Genomic DNA, 15138 nt, shown 5'->3' with positions numbered 1-15138 from the left:
CCTGACTGCGGGCGGGCGGGCCGCACGTTTCCGGGCCGGCCGGGCGGCCGGTGGGCACGGGGGAGCCGACCGGCCACCCGGGGTCTTCGGGTGGTACTGCTTCCTGCGGGTGGTGCGGTCCTACGGGTGGTGCGGGTGGTGCTGTTCCGGGTGGGCGGCGAGCCCGGGGGGAGTCGCTCGCCGCTCACCCGGAGTCCTGGGGGGCTACCTCCCGGCCGACTGTTCGTTCTCGGTCCGGTCGGGCTTGTCCGGGCGGCCGTCCTGCGCGTTGGGGACGGCCGGGGCGGTCACGCCGGACTTGCCCGGTCTGGTACCGGCGCCGCCGGTGTCCTCGCCGTCGCTGCCGCCGTTGGCGTTGCCGCGCCCGTTTCCGCTGCCGCTTCCGCTGCTGTTGCCGCTTCCGTCGGTCCGGCCGCCGCCGGTGTTCCCCTTGCCGGATCCGGCGTTCGCCCCGCTGCCGCTGCCGGTGCGGCCGGGGTCGCGCGCCGGGCCGGTGGCGCCCTGGTGGTCGCCGTCCTCGCCGTCCTCGTCGTCGATAGCGGCCCGGCAGTAGTCCGTCACGCGGTCCGCGCCACCGGCCGCGGCGACCAGCGGGCCGTACAGCGATTCGCCGGCCAGTCGGCTCGGGCGGTCGCCCTTGGCCGTACGGTCGGCGAAGCCGGTGCAGAGGCCGAGCAGTGCGGGCGGGACGGCCGAACGGCCACCGCGCCCCTCGGGCGAGGGGGTGCCGGGCGTCGCGGGGCCGGACGGGACGACCGCCTGCGGTCCGGCGGAGGCGCTGCCGGACGGACGGGCGGAACCGGACGCCACGGCACCGAACGGGGCCGCGCCCGCGGACGACCCGACGGCCGCCGGGCCGGACGCCGGGCCGGTGACCGCGTCCCGGCCCGAGAGCCTGTGCTCCGGCGCGGACGGGCCGCCGCCCAGCGCGGGCGGCAGGTTGCCGGTGCCGGCGGCGACGGCGACACCGCACAGCGCGGTGGTGCCGAGCACGACGGCGGTGGCCTTCGTACTGAAGGCCCTGGCCAGCACCGCGGTTGCCATCGATCGTCTCCGGACGGGGGTCACTGTCGGGTCGGGCGTGAGACTCGCCTTCCGGAACGCGGCCAGGGCGGCCTCCTCCCCGGCCAGTTCGCCGGCCGTCGCGGGGGCGGCGGCCGCGGCGAGCACCCGGGCGAGTTGCCCGGGACCGCCGTCCGGTCCGGTGAGCGAGGCGTCCTGCCCGGCCGACGGGCCGCCCACGGCACCACCGAGCAGCTGCTCGGCGGCATCACGGTCGATCCGACGGGATCGGTTGGTGCTCATCTCATGTCCTTCAGCGTCGCGGCCCGGCGTTCTGTCACACCCTGCGGAGAACTTTTTCTCGCGGGTTTCCCCACGGGTCGCCCGACGGCCTCGCCCCCGCTCACTCCGGCCGCCGCCCCGGCGGCGTTCCCCGCGGCCCCGGCGGCGTTCCCCGCGGCCCCGGCGCCCGGTCCGGTCTGGGCCCCGGCCTGGGCGCCGCCCGTCGCCGCGCCGGTCCGGGCCGCCGGGATGCCGATCCCGGAGGCGCGCGGCTCGACCAGCTTGGCCAGCCGCCGCAGCCCCCGGTGGGCGGCCATCCGGACGCTGCCGGCCCGCTTGCCGAGCACCCGGGCGGCGCTCTCCGCGTCCAGCTCCATGACCACCCGCAGCAGCACGGCCTCGGCCTGGTCGCGCGGCAGCCGGGAGATCAGGGCCAGCGCGTCGGCGGTGCCGACCGTGGTCAGCGCCGCACGCGCGGTGTCGTCCCCCGCCGCCAGCTCGACCAGTTGCTCGAACGGCAGGTCGGTGACCGGACGGCGGCGCCGGGCGCGCAGGTGGTCAAGGGCGCGGTGGCGGGCGACGGTGGCGGCCCATCCGCGGAAGCCGTCCCCGTCGCCGGAGAAGCCGCGCAGGTCGCGGGCGATCTGCAGCCAGGTCTCGGAGGCGATGTCCTCGGCGTCCTGCGCGTCCTCCGGCCGGCCGCCGACCAGCACCCGCAGGTAGCGCAGCAGGCCCGGCTGGACGGTCCGGAACAGCAGCCGGAACGCCTGTTCGTCCCCGGCCTGCGCGGCCCGGACCGCCTCGGTCAGGTCGGGGGGAGGAGCGGGGGCCGGGCCCGGCGGCGGGCCGGCGGGTGGGACTGGTCCGGACCGGCCGACGGGTCCGTCGGTGCCCGCTCCGGGGCGCTCTGCACTCTGCACCCGCCACATGATGCGCCATTCGGGCGAACACTTCGGCTCCGGCCGAACGACCGCCCGCGACCGGGGCCAAGGTCCCGAGGACTGCTGTCGTTCGCCCACGGCCCGGGCAGGCCCGTCCGGCCTACGTTGTCGGTAGGCGAAGCAGTCCGGGCCGACGGTCCGCCCCGATGCCGGGTCCGCCGAAGCACCCGGTCGGCCGCCGTACCCCCGCCGTGTCCGAGGGCGCACGCACGACCCGCGCGGGCCCCGGTCGCACGACCCCGCCTGGTTTGAGCCGTGCCGCTGGGGACCAGCACTGACGGGGACCACCACCGGCACCGGGCCCGGCACACCGCCCCCGGCGCACCCGTCCGGCACCACGACCAGCAGGGAAAGACCGCGATGACGACCGCCCACGAGCTCCACGGGCTCCACGAGCTCCATGCGAAGGGCCTGCGCGAGCACCTCGCACCCGCCCTGCGCGCCCTGGGCCTCATCGGGTGGCGCCGGACCTTCAGCCTGCCGGACGAGACCCACTGGCTGCTGGTCGGCCTGGTCGAGCGCCCCGCCGCCGACCGGGTGCCCTTCACCTTCGAGCTCAGCGTGGTCCGCCGCACCGACTGGAGCGTCGCGGCCCTCCCCGGCCACCGCCCCGACCCGCGCACCCGGTACGGCGTCGAGACCTGGCGGGCCCGGATCGGCGAGGTGCTGCCGGTCGGCGAGGACGTCTGGTGGGAGGTGCTGCCCGGGCCGCGCTGGCAGCTCCCGCTGGACGACGCGGTCGCCGCCGTGCACCGTTACGGCCTGCCGGAGCTGCGGCGCCGGGCCGAGGCGGACCGCACCTCCACCGGGGAGACCTACCTCCTGCCCGCCGAGCTGGAGGCGGTCAACGCCGCACTGCCGACCGCTGCGGTGGCCCGGGTGCAGCGCGCCGAGCTGGCCGACGGGGCGCTGGTGCTGACCGGCGCCTGGACCCGCGGCGACGGCGTCGCCCGGACCGTTCTGGCGGGTGTCGCGCAGGGCTTCCTGTCCGCCGGCGACGAGCGCTTCGGCACCGCCCGCTGCCTGGACACCCTGGGCCGCGCGCTGTGGACCTTCCCCGACGAGGGGTAGGAAATCCGCAGGTCGGAGGCGGTGTCACGGGGCGCACCATGACAACCGTCACGCGGATGACGCAACGGACGGCACTGCTCTGACGGAGGGTCGGACGGAAAGACTGGAGGCACGACGCGGGCAGCGGCCCGCGGCCACCAGCCGGGGAGGAACCCACCGTGAGCCAGACCGTCAGTGCCGCCGCCGTCACCAGCGCCGCCGCCCTCACCGGCACCGCCCCGGCCGCGTCCGCGTCCGCCACCACGTTCCCCGCCACCGGCGCCGCCACCCGCGCCAAGGCCCCCAACCCGCTGGTCTCCGGGCTCCGCCCGCTGGCCCTCGACGTGGCCGCCCCGCTGGCCGGCTACTACCTGCTGCACTCGGCCCTCGGCCTGAGCGAGTTCGCCGCACTGGCCTGGAGCAGCGCCTTCCCGGCCGCCCGGACCGTCCTCGGCCTGCTGGTCGAGCGCAGGCTCAACCTGTGGGCCACCCTGATGCTGACCGTCAACCTGGCGGGCCTGGCGCTGACCTTCGTCACCGGCGACGCCCGCCTGATGATCGCCAAGGACGGCGGGCTGAGCGGCACCGTGGCACTGGCGATCCTGGTCTCCGCGCTGGTCGGCCGACCGGTGATGACCCCGATGCTGATGCCCTTCCTCACCAAGAGCCGGCCGGAGCGCGCGGCCGCCTGGCAGCGGCTGGTCGAGGGCCGGGCGGCCGGAGCGTGGGCCTTCCGCCGCCACGAGCGCCGGTTCTCGGGCATCTGGGGCACCGCGCTGCTGGCCGAGTGCGCGGCCCGGGTGGTCGGCGCCTTCACCCTGCCGGTGTCGACCATGGCCTGGCTGTCCACCGTCGTCCTGATCGGCGCGATCGTGGCCGGTTCGCTGCTCGGCCAGATCGCGGTCGAGCCGATGGAGCGGCTGGTCCGCGCCGAGGCCGAGGCCCCGACCGCCGCCTGAGCACACGGCCCGCCGCTCTCCCGAACACCCGGTTCCCCGAACAGCCGCCTCCCCGAACACTTCCCCGAACACTTCCCTGAACGGCCGGTTCCCGGGACTCGAACGGCGAGGAACCATCCGGATCCCCCGGGAGTCGTTCATAACGAGGGGGTAACGGGACCCCCGCCGAAGAAAACGGGGACCCCCATGTACCGGACGACGCACGCGCCGAGCAGCACCGAGGACCGCACGCTCGTCTGGGACGGCTGCCTGAACGTCCGCGACCTGGGCGGCCTGCCCACCGCCTCCGGCCGGCCCACCGCCCACGGCGCGATGGTCCGGGCGGACAACCTGGACCGCCTCACCGCCGAGGGCTGGGACGCCCTCCTCGACCACGGCGTCCGCACCGTGGTCGACCTGCGCAACGCCGAGGAGTACAAGCCGCTCCTCCCGCTCCCCGAGGACGTCGAGCTGGTCCGCGTCCCGCTGGACGAACTGGCCGGCCCCGCCTGGTGGGAGGCCCACGGACGACTGGACGGCACCCCGCTCGCGCTCCGCCCCTACCTGGACCACTGCCCGCACGCCGCCGCCGCGCTGGTCTCCGCGCTCGCCGACGCCCGCCCCGGCGGCGTGGTCGTGCACTGCGGCGCCGGCCGCGACCGCACCGGCCTGGCCGTCCTGCTGCTGCTCGCCCTGGCCGGGGTCGACCGGGCCGCGATCGCCGAGGACTACCTGATGAGCGGCCCCAACGTCCGTCCGCTGTACGGGATGCTGGGCCTGCCGGACCCGTACCGCCGGATCGACGCGGTGCTCGCCGAGGCCGGGACCACCGCCGAGGACGCCCTGGCGGCCGCGCTCGACGACTTCGACCCGGTCGGCTACCTGCTCACGGCGGGCGTCGCACCCGAGCGGATCGCCGCCGTCCGGGAGCGGCTGCTGCCCACCGAGTAGCGCGGCCCCCGGAGCCGCCGGGGCTCCCGAAAGGATCCCCCGGGACGCCCGGGAAGAACTCCGCAAACCATCGTCAACCGATGGTTGACGATCCCCGGATCGACAACCTACGGTTGACGCATGGAGAATCCCGTTGTTCCCAACAGCACTCCGCTGCGCCTCGACGACCTGATCGCCGCGATCAAGAAGGTCCACACCGACGCGCTCGACCAGCTCTCCGACGCGGTCATCGCCGCCGACCACCTCGGCGAGCTCGCCGACCACCTCATCGGCCACTTCGTCGACCAGGCCCGCCGCTCCGGAGCCTCCTGGACCGACATCGGCCGCAGCATGGGCGTCAGCAAGCAGGCCGCCCAGAAGCGCTTCGTGCCCAAGGATCCGGGCGCCCCGAACGACCTCGACCCCAGCCAGGGGTTCAGCCGGTTCACGCCCCGGGCCCGCAGCGTCGTGGTGGCCTCCCAGGAGGAGGCCCGCAAGGCGGGCAACGCCGAGATCACCACGGCGCACCTGGTGCTCGGCCTGCTCGCCGAGCCCGAAGGCATCGGCATGAAGGCGCTCACCGCCCAGGGCGTCACCCCGGAGGCCCTGCGGGCGGTGGCTGCCGCCGCCCTGCCGGCCGCCGCCGACGACCTGCCGGCGCTGATCCCGTTCGACGCCGAGAGCAAGAAGGCGCTGGAACTGACCTTCCGCGAGGCGCTCAAGCTCGGGCACAACTACGTCGGCACCGAGCACCTCCTGCTCGCCCTCCTGGAGCTGGAGAACGGCCAGGGCGTGCTGGCCGGGCTGAAGGTGGACAAGCCCGCCGCCGAGGCCTTCGTCTCGGAGGCGATCGCCGCCATCGTCGCCGCCCGGGACGCGGAGGCCGAGCCGCAGCAGTGAGGCCCCGTGCCCTGTCCCGGACGGAACTCCCGCCCGGGACGGGGCACGTGCGATCAGAACCCGGAGACGCGGGTGGTGACGATCCGCACCCGGCCGTCCCCGGCCGCCTCCAGCGCCGCCCGCAGCCGGGCCGACCGGGCCGGGCCGAGCAGCTCCAGGGCGTCCCCGACCGACGCCCAGCGGTAGTCGTCCAGTTCGCCGGCCGGGACGGTCACGGGGGTGCCGTCCGGGACGGCGCCGAAGTCGAACATGAAGTGCTGGGCGGGGTGGTCGAGTTCGGCCGAGGCGTGGGTCCAGGAGATGGCCAGCAGCTCGCCCGCCCGCCGGACGAGGCCGGTCTCCTCCTGCAGCTCCCGCTCGGCGCACTCCACCGGGCCCTCGCCGAGGTCGATCGTGCCGCCCGGGAACTGCCAGTGCTCGCGGTACCCGGCCTTCACGATCAGGATCCGGCCGGACCCGTCCCGCAGCAGGCACCCCGCCGCCGCGTAGATCCGGGGCAGGGAGGCCAGCCATTCCTCGCGGGACTTCAACGGCTCAGCCGTCACGGTGCTCCTCCTGGGACGGGGCGGGTTCGGTCGCCCCCACTCTGCCACCAGCCGACGACCGATGAGTCGAGGCCGCCCCGACGGTCCTATCCGGCATGAACACCGTGGAAGCCGAACCGGAACGCCCCGTACTGACCTGCGACCTGGGCGCGCTGACCGCCCCCGACCTGGCCGTCGTCGACGCGCTCGCCCGGCTGCGGCTGGCCGCCGCCCGGCACGGAGTGACCGTGGTGCTGCTGAACGCCGGCGGCCCGCTGCGCGAACTGCTGGCGTTCAGCGGCCTGTCGGCGCTGCTGCCGGGCGCGGCCGACCCCCCGGCCTTCGCGGAGCTACTCGGCGACGGACTCCACGGCGGGCTCGACGGGCTCGGCAGCTTCGACGGCGGACTCCGCGACGGGATCGGCCTCCAGTCGGGGCGAGAGGCCGAAGAGCGGGAAGAGCACGTCGGTGTCCAGGAAGTTGGTGAAGCCGGTGATCCGCCCCTCTGACACCTCCGGCACGATCAGCGCCCACGGCTCGAACCCGCCCGCCGGACTCGGCCGGTACTGGCCGAAGGCCGGACCTCCGTTGGCCGTCACCGGGAGCAGCCGGGAACCGCGGCAGCCGTGACCGGGGCCCAGCATCCACGCCCGGAGTTCGTCCCGCCCGCGCAGCCACATCGAGAACGGCGGCATGTTGAGCGTGACGTCCTCGTGCAGCAGCGCGGCGAGACCGTCCATGTCGTACGCCTCGAAAGCGCGGACGTAGCCGTCCAGCAGCGCGCGCCGGCCCTCGTCCAGCTCGGGGGCCGGCCGGGCCGCCGAGGCGTCGACGGCGAGCACCGCCCGGGCCCGCTGCAGCGCGCTGTTGACCGAGGCCACCGTGACGCCGAGCAGTTCGGCCACCTCGGCGGCCTTCCAGCCGAGCACCTCGCGCAGGATCAGCACCGCCCGCTGCCGGGGCGCGAGGCGCTGCAGCACCGCGACGAAGGCCAGCTTCACCGACTCCCGCTGGACGGCCACCTCGGCCGGGTCCCCCGTCTCGGGCAGCACCCGGCCGTCCGGCGCCGGACCGATCCACGTCACCTCGGGGAGCCGGGTGTCGTGCGCCGCGGCCACCGTGACCGGCCCGGCCAGGTCCATCGGCCGGGCCCGGCCGTTGCGGCCGTTCAGTGCGTCCAGGCAGACGTTGGTAGCTATGCGGTACAGCCAGGAGCGCAGCGCGGCCCGCCCCTCGAAGCCCCGGTGCCCGCGCCAGGCGCGGACCATGGTCTCCTGCACCGCGTCCTCCGCCTCGAAGACCGAGCCGAGCATGCGGTAGCAGTAACCGGTCAACTCGGTGCGGTACCGCTCCAATTGGAGCTCGACCGGCTCCTCCGTGATCACGTCGGTCATCGTGCGCCCCGCCCCCGTCGTCCTGCCCCGTACCTGCGCCTGTACCTGCGCCCTGGTGAACGGGACGAACGTAGCGCACACCACTGACACCGACCGGCTTCCGCAGGGGAAGGGGAACGTCTGACGACGCGCCAGGAACGGTCCGGTGCAGTGCACTGCGGCACGGTGCGGTGCGGTGCGGCACGGTGCGGCACGGCTCAGTGGGCGGAGTGCTTCTCCGCGCCACGGTGCCGGTGCCCCTTGAGCTCGGCGTGCATCGCCGGGGCGGCGTGCATCGTCGCGCCCGGCGCTTCCCTTCCACCGTGCCGGAACGATTCGCCGGTACCGTGCCCGGCGGCGGCGTAGGACATCGCGCCGACGCTCGGCATCGGCGCGAACCGGGCGGGCGGGCTCGCCATGCCCCGGCGTTCCAGCAGTTCCTGGGTGCCCTGGCGGAGCTTGGCGGTGCTGCCGGGCGTTCGCTTGGTCATCGTCGGCCTCCCTTCGTCGGCCACCGGCCGGACGGATGCCGGCCGGTGGGGCCGAACGGGCTTTATGTCCGGATTTTATCCGGATTGCAGGTCCGTGCCAGTGCGGAAGGGATGTGCGGGCGCCACACCCGGGAGACGTCCGCGGGAGCCTGCGCGAGCGCCGGTACGCGGGCCCCGTCACACGCGTGACCGGCTCAACCCATGACCTCGTGGACGAAGCACCAACGCCAGTCCTCCCCCGGCTCGTACGAGCGGATCACCGGGTGGGAGGTGTTGTGGAAGTGCGCGGTGGCGTGCCGTTGCGGGGAGAAGTCGCAGCAGCCGATGTGGCCGCAGTCCAGGCAGATCCGCAGGTGCACCCAGTCCCGGCGGCCCTGCTCCAGGCAGTCGGCGCAGCCGTCGGCGGGCGGCCGGGGCTCGATGTTCTGAGGGGCCAGAGCGAGGTCTTCGCAGGCGCTCATGACTGAAAGGCTATGCCGCCCCGGCACGGAACGCCCGCTCAGGGCGGCCATGGACGGGCGTCCCGAGGGTGGCACTGCCGTTCCCCGGTTCCCCCGTCCCAGGAAGGGAGTTCCCGGGAAAAGCGCAACCCTGGGTAACCGCTCGCAGCCCGCGCAGAGTGGTCGGCACCGGCCCGACCGAACCTCTGGAGCCCCCGATGAACCACCCGTCCACCGCCGCCCGCACCGCCGACCGCACCGCCGTCGTCACCGGAGCCGCCAGCGGCATGGGCGCCGCCACCGCCCGGCTGCTCGCCGCATCCGGCGCCCGGGTCGCCCTGCTCGCCCGCCGCACCGAGCGGCTGGACGCCCTCGCCGCCGAGATCGCCGCCGCGGGCGGACAGGCGCTCGCCGTCACCACCGACATCACCGACCAGGCCTCGGTGGACGCCGCCGCGAAGGCCGTCCACGACGCCTACGGCCCGGTCGACCTGGTGGTCAACAACGCCGGGGTGATGCTGCCCAACCCGCTCGCCGACGGCCGGATCGACGAGTGGACCCGCATGGTCGACACCAACCTCACCGGCGCGCTGCGGATCGTCCGCGCCTTCGGCTCCGACCTCACCGCGGCCGCCGCCGAGGGCCGCACCGCCGACCTGGTCAACGTCTCCTCGATCGCCTCGCACGTGGTCTTCCCCGACTACGCGGTGTACGGGGCCACCAAGGCCGCGCTCACCCAGCTGTCCGCCGCCCTGCGCAGCGAGTTCGGCCCGCGCGACGTCCGGGTCAGCGCGATCGAACCCGGACTGACCGACACCGAACTCGCCGAGCACATCGACAACCCGGTGCTGCGCGAACAGCTCGGCGGCATGTTCACCGCCATCCCGGCGCTCGCGGCCGAGGATGTCGCCGACCTCGTCGCCTACACCGTGAGCCGCCCCCGGCACGTCAACCTGCGCCACCTGGTCGTCCTGCCGACCCGGCAGGCGTAGGGCCACGTCGTCCGGCGCTGCCGAATCCCCGCCCCTCGCCCGCGGGCGGCATGGGAGCATGCCATCCGTGGCGATCGTGACGGGGAGAACGAACGGCGACACCGGCGGGGCCGACCCCGGCGGTGCGCCCGCGCAACGGAAACGCGGCACGGGGACGCGGGACACCGGCGGCAGAAGCGGCACCGACAGCGGCAGCAGCAGCGGCGACGGCACCGGGGCATCGGCCGCCGGCACGGGAGTGTCCGCCGACGGCACCGGGGTGCCGGCCGACGGCAGCCCCGGAACGGCCCCCGCCCGGATACCCGAGCAGGCCGGCCCCGGCCGGTTCCGGGCCCGTCCGCTGCCCGCCACCGACCGGGTCCGGCAGCCCGTCGCCCTGATCCGGCTGCTCGGCGGCCTGTTCACCATCGCCCTCACCCTGCTGCTCGCCGACTACGCCCGCGCCACCACCGGCGGCATCGCCGCCGACGTCGCCGAGGCGGCCTCCCTGGTGCCGCGCCCGCTGGCCGGACTGGCCGGCGGTCTCACCACCGCCGCCGTCCTGCTGCTCCCGGTCGGCCTCGCCGTCCGCCGGGTGCTCGGCCCCGACCGGCGACGCGCCCTCCAGCAGGTCTCCGACGGACTGCTCGCCGCCGTCCTCGCGTACGGCGCCACGCTCGGACTGGACCTCTGGGCCGACAGCCTCGCCCCGCCCTCACTGCTCTCCGCGCTCACCCAGCCGCTGCCCGGCAGCGGCGGGCTCGGGCACACCGAGTCCGTCTACGGCTACCTCGCGCCGGCCCTCGCCTTCATGACCGCCTCCGGCAGCCGGGAACGCCGCCTGCCCTGGACCGTCCTCGCCCTCTCCGGCCTGGCCGGGCTGACCGGCGGGTACGCCACCCCCACCGCGCTCCTGCTCGGGCTGCTGATCGGCTGGACCGGCGCCCACGGCACCCTGTACGCGGTCGGCACCCCCGACCCCTGCCCCCGGCCCGGCGAGGTCCTGCGCGCCCTGCGCGACAGCGGCCTGCGCCCGGTCGAGGCCCGGCCGGCCGGCCCCGACCGCTACCGGGTCCGGCAGGCCGACGACCGCCCCGACCTCGACGTCCAGCTCCTCGACCGGCAGGCCGTCACCGCCGCCGCCGTCCAGCGCGCCTGGCGCCGGCTGCGCCTGCGCACCGCCCCCGACCCGCGCGTCCTGCGCTCCCCACGTACCGGCCTGGAGCACGAGGCCCTGGTCACGTACGCGGCCCTCGCGGCCGGCGTCCGCACCCGCCGCATCGCCGCCACCGCGGGCATCGGCCAGGACACCGCCCTCATCGCGTACGAGCGGCTGGCCGGACGCACCCTCGACGAACTCTCCGACGAGGAGATCACCGACGAACTGCTCACCGACACCTGGCGGCAGTTCGCCCTGCTCCAGCGCCGCGAGATCGCCCACCGCGCCCTCGTCCCCTCCTCCCTGCTGATCGACGGCTCCGGCGCCGTGCACCTGGTCGACTTCGCCGACGGCGACATCGCCGCCACCGAACTCGTCCTGTGCTGCGACCTCGCCCAGCTCCTCACCACCCTCGCCCTGCGCGCCGGCGCCGCCCGTTCGGTCCGCACGGCCACCGCCGTCCTCGGCCCCGACCCGATCGACGCCGCCCTCCCGCTGCTCCAGCCCATCGCCCTCACCCACACCACCCGCCGCGCCCTCAGGCAGCACGCCAAACGCACCACCGCCCGAGCCGCCGCCGCGGCCGGTGACGTGGCTCCCCCGCCTGCCGCCGCAGCCAGCGGCGCCACCACCCCCGAGCCGGGGACCCCGCACGACTCCCCCGCCCCCGGCGGCCTCCTCGACGAGATCCGCGCGGAGGTCCTGCGCACCCGCCCGCAGGTGGTGGGCCGCCCGGTGCGGCTGGAGCGGCTGCGGCCGCGGACCCTGCTGGTCGTCGTGGGCGGCGTGGTGGCCGGCTGGCTGCTGATCCCGCAGCTGTTCGCGGCGGAGGACAATCCGGTCTCCGCGCTGGCCGACGCCGACCCCTGGTGGCTGCTGCTGGCGCTGGCGGCGGCGACGACGAGCCACGTCGCGGCGGCGATGGGCTTCGTCGGTTTCGTGCCGGAGCGGCTGAACTTCCGCAACGCGGTGCTGGCGCAGGTGGCCGGGTCGTTCGTGAAGCTGGTGTCGCCCGGCGGCGTCGGCGGGGTCGCGCTGAACACCCGCCTGTTGCAGCGGGCGGGCATTCCCACCGCGCAGGCGCTGTCCAGCGTCGGCGTGGGGACGCTGATCGGCCTGGTGCTGCACCTGCTGCAGCTGGGGGCCTTCGTCTATCTGCTGGGCTTCGAGCCGGGCGGCTCCGAGCTGGACGCGCTGCCCGCGGTGGTCGCCGGGCTGGCGGGGGCGGCGGCACTGCTGGCGGTGGTGTCGGCGATCCCGGTGGCGCGCCGGTGGCTGGCGACGCGGCTGCGGCCGCTGACGGCCGAGGTGCTGCCGCGGCTGCTGGACCTGCTGCGCAGCCCGACCCGGCTGGCGGTGGGCGTGACCGGGCAGCTGCTGGTGTCGATCTGCCTGATCGCCTGCCTGTACTGCTGTGCCCGGGCGATCGGCCCGGAGCCGTCCTTCGCCGCGGTCGCGGTGGTGTTCCTGGTGGGCAACGCGGTGGGCAGCGCGGCGCCGACCCCGGGCGGGGCCGGCGCGGTGGACGGGATGCTGCTCACGCTGCTCCAGCAGACCGCCTCGATGGAACAGGGCGGCGCACTGGCCGCGGTGGCGCTGTACCGCCTGCTGACGCTGATCCTGCCGGTGCTGCCGGGCTGGGCGGCCTTCGTCTGGCTGCAACGCCGCCGGGCCCTGTAGCCGGGACGGCCGGTCCGGGCGGGCGGCGGGCCCAGGGTGGGGCGGGGGCTCGGGGCGGGGCGGCGGCCCGGGGCGGGGCGGGGCGGGGCGGGGGGCTGCGGGCCCGCAGCCGGTCCCGTCGCCCGCCCGTCGGCTACTCCCGGTACTCCTCCTCGTCGTGCCGGACCGGCCGGGTCTGTTCCACGACGTCCGCGACGTTGGTCGCCGGGTCAGCGCCGAGAGCCCGGCGTTCGGCCACCTCGTCGTAGGTGTCGCCCTCGGGTGCCTTCTCGTCGGTCTCGACGGTCTCGGCGGTCTCCTCGATCAGGTATTCCTCGTGCTGTTCCTGCGGCATGGCATCCGTCCTCACTGTTCGGAGGCCTTCACGGGCCCGGCTGGCGTACTGGCAGTATCCGCCGCCCGGCGCCGGGACGCGAAGTGCCGACGCCGCTCCGGCGTGTTGCCGGGACTGTCGCGAACCCCTTGCCGACCCGCCGGATTGACCCATGGAACAGAGCCCCGAATGGCCCAGGGAACAGGTTCATTCCGCCCCTAGGGTCATAGCCATGACGACGAACGAGAGCGCCCTGACCACCCCGACCACCGACGCCGCCGAGGCCCCCGCCCGCCTCGACCACGCCCGCACCGCGCCCAAGGTGTTCCGCGCGATGATCGCCCTGGACGCCGCCGCCCGCGAGGGCCTGGACCCGGCCCTGGTCGAACTCGTCCAGGTGCGCACCTCCCAGCTGAACGGCTGCGCGTACTGCCTGGACATGCACGTCAAGGACGCCCGCAAGGCCGGCGAGACCGACGAGCGGATCTACCTGCTGCCGGTCTGGCAGGAGGCCCCGGCCGGGGTCTACAGCGAGCGCGAGCGGGCCGCCCTGGCGCTGGCCGAGGAGATCACCCGGATCCACGGCGGCGTCTCGGACGCGGTGTACGCCCGGGCCGCCGCGCACTTCGCGGAGGCCGAGCTGGCGCAGCTGATCTCGGTCTGCTTCACCATCAACGCGTGGAACCGCATCAACGTGGCCACCCGCAAGACCCCCGGCGCCGCGTGACCGCACCGCTGTCCGGAGCGCCGTCCCCACCGCCGGCCTGAACGCCGTCCGCACCGCCGTCCGCACCGCCGTCCGCACCGCCGGGGGTACGATCGGTGCCGTACAAAGGGCTAACCCACACCCACCCGGTGGCCCCGAGGCCCATACGAACGACGGGGAAATCATGTCCGGCTCGCACTACTTCACCGGTGCACCCGAGGTGGCCAGCGACCGCCGGCCGATCACGGTCTCCCTGCCGGACCTCACCCTGGAACTGACCACCGACACCGGGGTGTTCTCCCGCAGCCGACTCGACCCGTGCACCCGGATCCTGCTGGAGCACGCCCCGCAGCCGCGGGTGCGCGGCCCGATCCTGGACATCGGCTGCGGCTACGGCCCGATCGCCCTGACCTGGGCGAGCCGCCGCAAGCGCCTCCCGGTCTGGGCGGTGGACGTCAACGAGCGCGCCCTGGAGCTGGTCCGGCTGAACGCCGAGGCGCTGGGGCTCGGCAACGTCCGGGCCGCCCTGCCCGACGATGTCCCCGAGGACGTCCGCTTCGCCACCATCTACTCCAACCCTCCGATCCGGATCGGCAAGGCCGCGCTGCGCCGCCTGCTCACGCACTGGCTCGACCGGCTGACCCCGGACGGCTCGGCGTTCCTGGTGGTGCAGAAGCACCTGGGCTCGGACTCACTCCAGAAGTGGCTGAACGAGCAGGGCTACCCGACCACTCGGGTCGCGTCGGTCAACGGGTCCCGGATTCTGGAAGCGCGGCCCCGCCCCGAGGTGGGCGAGGGCTCCGAGAGCGGACGAGGTACGACGACGTGAAGCAGCTGCGCGGGACCGAACTGAAGCGTCTGCACCGCACCTGGCGGCGCAGCAACGAGTTCCGGCTCGCGATGATCCTGGAGAACCTCCAGTCGCCGTTCAACGTCGGCTCGGTGGTCCGCACCGGCGCGGCGATGGGCGCCGAGAAGCTGTACCTGGCCGGGGACACCCCGTCGGTGCGCTCCTCCGGCGCGCAGAAGGCCGCGATGGGCACCGACAAGTACCTGAAGGTGGAGCACTTCCCGACCGTCACCGAGGCCGTCGCGGCGGCCAAGGCGGACGGCTTCAAGGTCGTCGGTCTGGAGCTGGCGGACGAGGCGGTGCCGATGTTCGCCGCGGAGCTGACCCCGGCGGTGGCCTTCGTGCTCGGGCACGAGGACCGCGGGATCACGCCCGAGGCGCTTGCCCTGTGCGACCAGGTGGTGTTCGTGCCGCAGCTGGGCCGGGTCGGCTCGCTGAACGTCTCGGCGGCCGCCACGGTGGCCTGCTACGAGGCGCGCCGGCAGGGCTACGCGATCAGCGGCACCCCGGACGGCGACCTCGCGGGCGACCTCGCGGGCGACCTCGCGGGCGACCTCGGCGACGACGAGTAGCCGAGCAGCGCCCCCG

Annotated in this window: 16 protein-coding genes and 1 pseudogene; 10 read left to right on the top strand and 7 right to left on the bottom strand. The window is 75.2% G+C overall.

Going from position 1 to position 15138, the window contains the following annotated elements:
• Positions 1-204: 204 nt before the first annotated feature.
• Both ACFVUY_RS02715 and ACFVUY_RS02710 read right to left on the bottom strand, forming a co-directional pair.
• Positions 205-1305, bottom strand: coding sequence for a hypothetical protein (locus tag ACFVUY_RS02715; protein WP_387726895.1), 1101 nt, complete (start codon positions 1303-1305; stop codon positions 205-207).
• Complete coding sequence (locus tag ACFVUY_RS02710; RefSeq protein WP_387726894.1) at positions 1302-2204, bottom strand: RNA polymerase sigma factor; 903 nt, start codon at positions 2202-2204, stop codon at positions 1302-1304. The genes ACFVUY_RS02715 and ACFVUY_RS02710 overlap by 4 nt, the downstream gene beginning before the upstream one ends.
• Positions 2205-2480: 276 nt before the next feature.
• Here ACFVUY_RS02710 and ACFVUY_RS02705 point away from each other — a divergent pair, with 276 nt between their 5' ends.
• The 4 genes from ACFVUY_RS02705 to ACFVUY_RS02690 all read left to right on the top strand — a co-directional run bounded on the left by ACFVUY_RS02705 (position 2481) and on the right by ACFVUY_RS02690 (position 6043).
• On the top strand, positions 2481-3296 hold the full coding sequence (locus ACFVUY_RS02705; protein ID WP_387726892.1) for a hypothetical protein: 816 nt from the start codon (positions 2481-2483) through the stop codon (positions 3294-3296).
• Between the two features lie 158 nt (positions 3297-3454).
• On the top strand, positions 3455-4234 hold the full coding sequence (locus ACFVUY_RS02700) for a VC0807 family protein (protein ID WP_387726890.1): 780 nt from the start codon (positions 3455-3457) through the stop codon (positions 4232-4234).
• Positions 4235-4420: 186 nt separating this feature from the next.
• Positions 4421-5164: a tyrosine-protein phosphatase gene (locus tag ACFVUY_RS02695; RefSeq protein ID WP_387726888.1), complete on the top strand. Its 744-nt coding sequence runs from the start codon at positions 4421-4423 to the stop codon at positions 5162-5164.
• A gap of 120 nt (positions 5165-5284) precedes the next feature.
• A complete protein-coding gene (locus tag ACFVUY_RS02690) occupies positions 5285-6043 on the top strand; it encodes a Clp protease N-terminal domain-containing protein (RefSeq protein ID WP_387726886.1) in 759 nt (252 codons plus the stop codon).
• A gap of 53 nt (positions 6044-6096) precedes the next feature.
• On the opposite strand, the gene ACFVUY_RS02685 is transcribed toward ACFVUY_RS02690, so the two are convergent.
• Entirely contained in the window at positions 6097-6588 is a 492-nt protein-coding gene (locus tag ACFVUY_RS02685; RefSeq protein ID WP_387726884.1) for an NUDIX domain-containing protein, read from the bottom strand.
• An 86-nt stretch (positions 6589-6674) separates the two neighbouring features.
• Between ACFVUY_RS02685 and ACFVUY_RS02680 the strand changes: the two are divergent.
• A pseudogene (locus ACFVUY_RS02680) lies at positions 6675-6872 on the top strand (STAS domain-containing protein); the annotation flags it as partial.
• 45 nt (positions 6873-6917) lie between these two features.
• On the opposite strand, the gene ACFVUY_RS02675 reads toward ACFVUY_RS02680, so the two are convergent.
• From ACFVUY_RS02675 to ACFVUY_RS02665, 3 genes are all read right to left on the bottom strand, one after another.
• Positions 6918-7961 carry a sigma-70 family RNA polymerase sigma factor gene (locus ACFVUY_RS02675; RefSeq protein ID WP_387726882.1) on the bottom strand — a complete coding sequence of 348 codons (1044 nt, stop codon included), beginning with the start codon at positions 7959-7961 and terminating at the stop codon, positions 6918-6920.
• Positions 7962-8158: 197 nt separating this feature from the next.
• Positions 8159-8431, bottom strand: coding sequence for a hypothetical protein (locus tag ACFVUY_RS02670; protein WP_387726880.1), 273 nt, complete (start codon positions 8429-8431; stop codon positions 8159-8161).
• Positions 8432-8625: 194 nt separating this feature from the next.
• Complete coding sequence (locus ACFVUY_RS02665; protein ID WP_359902101.1) at positions 8626-8892, bottom strand: UBP-type zinc finger domain-containing protein; 267 nt, start codon at positions 8890-8892, stop codon at positions 8626-8628.
• Positions 8893-9089: 197 nt separating this feature from the next.
• Here ACFVUY_RS02665 and ACFVUY_RS02660 point away from each other — a divergent pair, with 197 nt between their 5' ends.
• Entirely contained in the window at positions 9090-9863 is a 774-nt protein-coding gene (locus ACFVUY_RS02660; RefSeq protein ID WP_387726878.1) for an SDR family oxidoreductase, read from the top strand.
• Positions 9864-9930: 67 nt separating this feature from the next.
• A complete protein-coding gene (locus ACFVUY_RS02655) occupies positions 9931-12681 on the top strand; it encodes a lysylphosphatidylglycerol synthase domain-containing protein (protein WP_387726876.1) in 2751 nt (916 codons plus the stop codon).
• A 133-nt stretch (positions 12682-12814) separates the two neighbouring features.
• Here ACFVUY_RS02655 and ACFVUY_RS02650 read toward each other — a convergent pair whose 3' ends face one another.
• Complete coding sequence (locus tag ACFVUY_RS02650; RefSeq protein WP_380541579.1) at positions 12815-13015, bottom strand: hypothetical protein; 201 nt, start codon at positions 13013-13015, stop codon at positions 12815-12817.
• Positions 13016-13226: 211 nt separating this feature from the next.
• On the opposite strand from ACFVUY_RS02650, the gene ACFVUY_RS02645 reads away from it, so the two are divergent.
• The 3 genes from ACFVUY_RS02645 to ACFVUY_RS02635 all read left to right on the top strand — a co-directional run bounded on the left by ACFVUY_RS02645 (position 13227) and on the right by ACFVUY_RS02635 (position 15122).
• Entirely contained in the window at positions 13227-13721 is a 495-nt protein-coding gene (locus ACFVUY_RS02645; RefSeq protein ID WP_387689006.1) for a carboxymuconolactone decarboxylase family protein, read from the top strand.
• A gap of 163 nt (positions 13722-13884) precedes the next feature.
• On the top strand, positions 13885-14529 hold the full coding sequence (locus ACFVUY_RS02640; RefSeq protein ID WP_359902088.1) for a methyltransferase: 645 nt from the start codon (positions 13885-13887) through the stop codon (positions 14527-14529).
• Positions 14526-15122, top strand: a complete 597-nt coding sequence (locus tag ACFVUY_RS02635) for a TrmH family RNA methyltransferase (protein WP_387726874.1) — start codon at positions 14526-14528, stop codon at positions 15120-15122. The genes ACFVUY_RS02640 and ACFVUY_RS02635 overlap by 4 nt, the downstream gene beginning before the upstream one ends.
• Positions 15123-15138: the final 16 nt, after the last annotated feature.

Source organism: Kitasatospora sp. NPDC058063 (assembly GCF_042885395.1).
Taxonomy (GTDB): domain Bacteria; phylum Actinomycetota; class Actinomycetes; order Streptomycetales; family Streptomycetaceae; genus Kitasatospora; species Kitasatospora lactacystinica.
The sequence above is the reverse complement of the archived record's forward strand: the minus strand, read 5'-3'. Positions and strand labels throughout refer to the sequence as shown.

Coding starts and splice junctions, on each gene's coding strand:
- ACFVUY_RS02715 (WP_387726895.1), bottom strand. CDS start 1,305: ATGAGCACCAACCGATCCCGTCGGATCGACCGTGATGCCGCCGAGCAG.
- ACFVUY_RS02695 (WP_387726888.1), top strand. CDS start 4,421: ATGTACCGGACGACGCACGCGCCGAGCAGCACCGAGGACCGCACGCTC.
- ACFVUY_RS02690 (WP_387726886.1), top strand. CDS start 5,285: ATGGAGAATCCCGTTGTTCCCAACAGCACTCCGCTGCGCCTCGACGAC.
- ACFVUY_RS02675 (WP_387726882.1), bottom strand. CDS start 7,961: ATGACCGACGTGATCACGGAGGAGCCGGTCGAGCTCCAATTGGAGCGG.
- ACFVUY_RS02670 (WP_387726880.1), bottom strand. CDS start 8,431: ATGACCAAGCGAACGCCCGGCAGCACCGCCAAGCTCCGCCAGGGCACC.
- ACFVUY_RS02665 (WP_359902101.1), bottom strand. CDS start 8,892: ATGAGCGCCTGCGAAGACCTCGCTCTGGCCCCTCAGAACATCGAGCCC.
- ACFVUY_RS02660 (WP_387726878.1), top strand. CDS start 9,090: ATGAACCACCCGTCCACCGCCGCCCGCACCGCCGACCGCACCGCCGTC.
- ACFVUY_RS02650 (WP_380541579.1), bottom strand. CDS start 13,015: ATGCCGCAGGAACAGCACGAGGAATACCTGATCGAGGAGACCGCCGAG.
- ACFVUY_RS02645 (WP_387689006.1), top strand. CDS start 13,227: ATGACGACGAACGAGAGCGCCCTGACCACCCCGACCACCGACGCCGCC.
- ACFVUY_RS02640 (WP_359902088.1), top strand. CDS start 13,885: ATGTCCGGCTCGCACTACTTCACCGGTGCACCCGAGGTGGCCAGCGAC.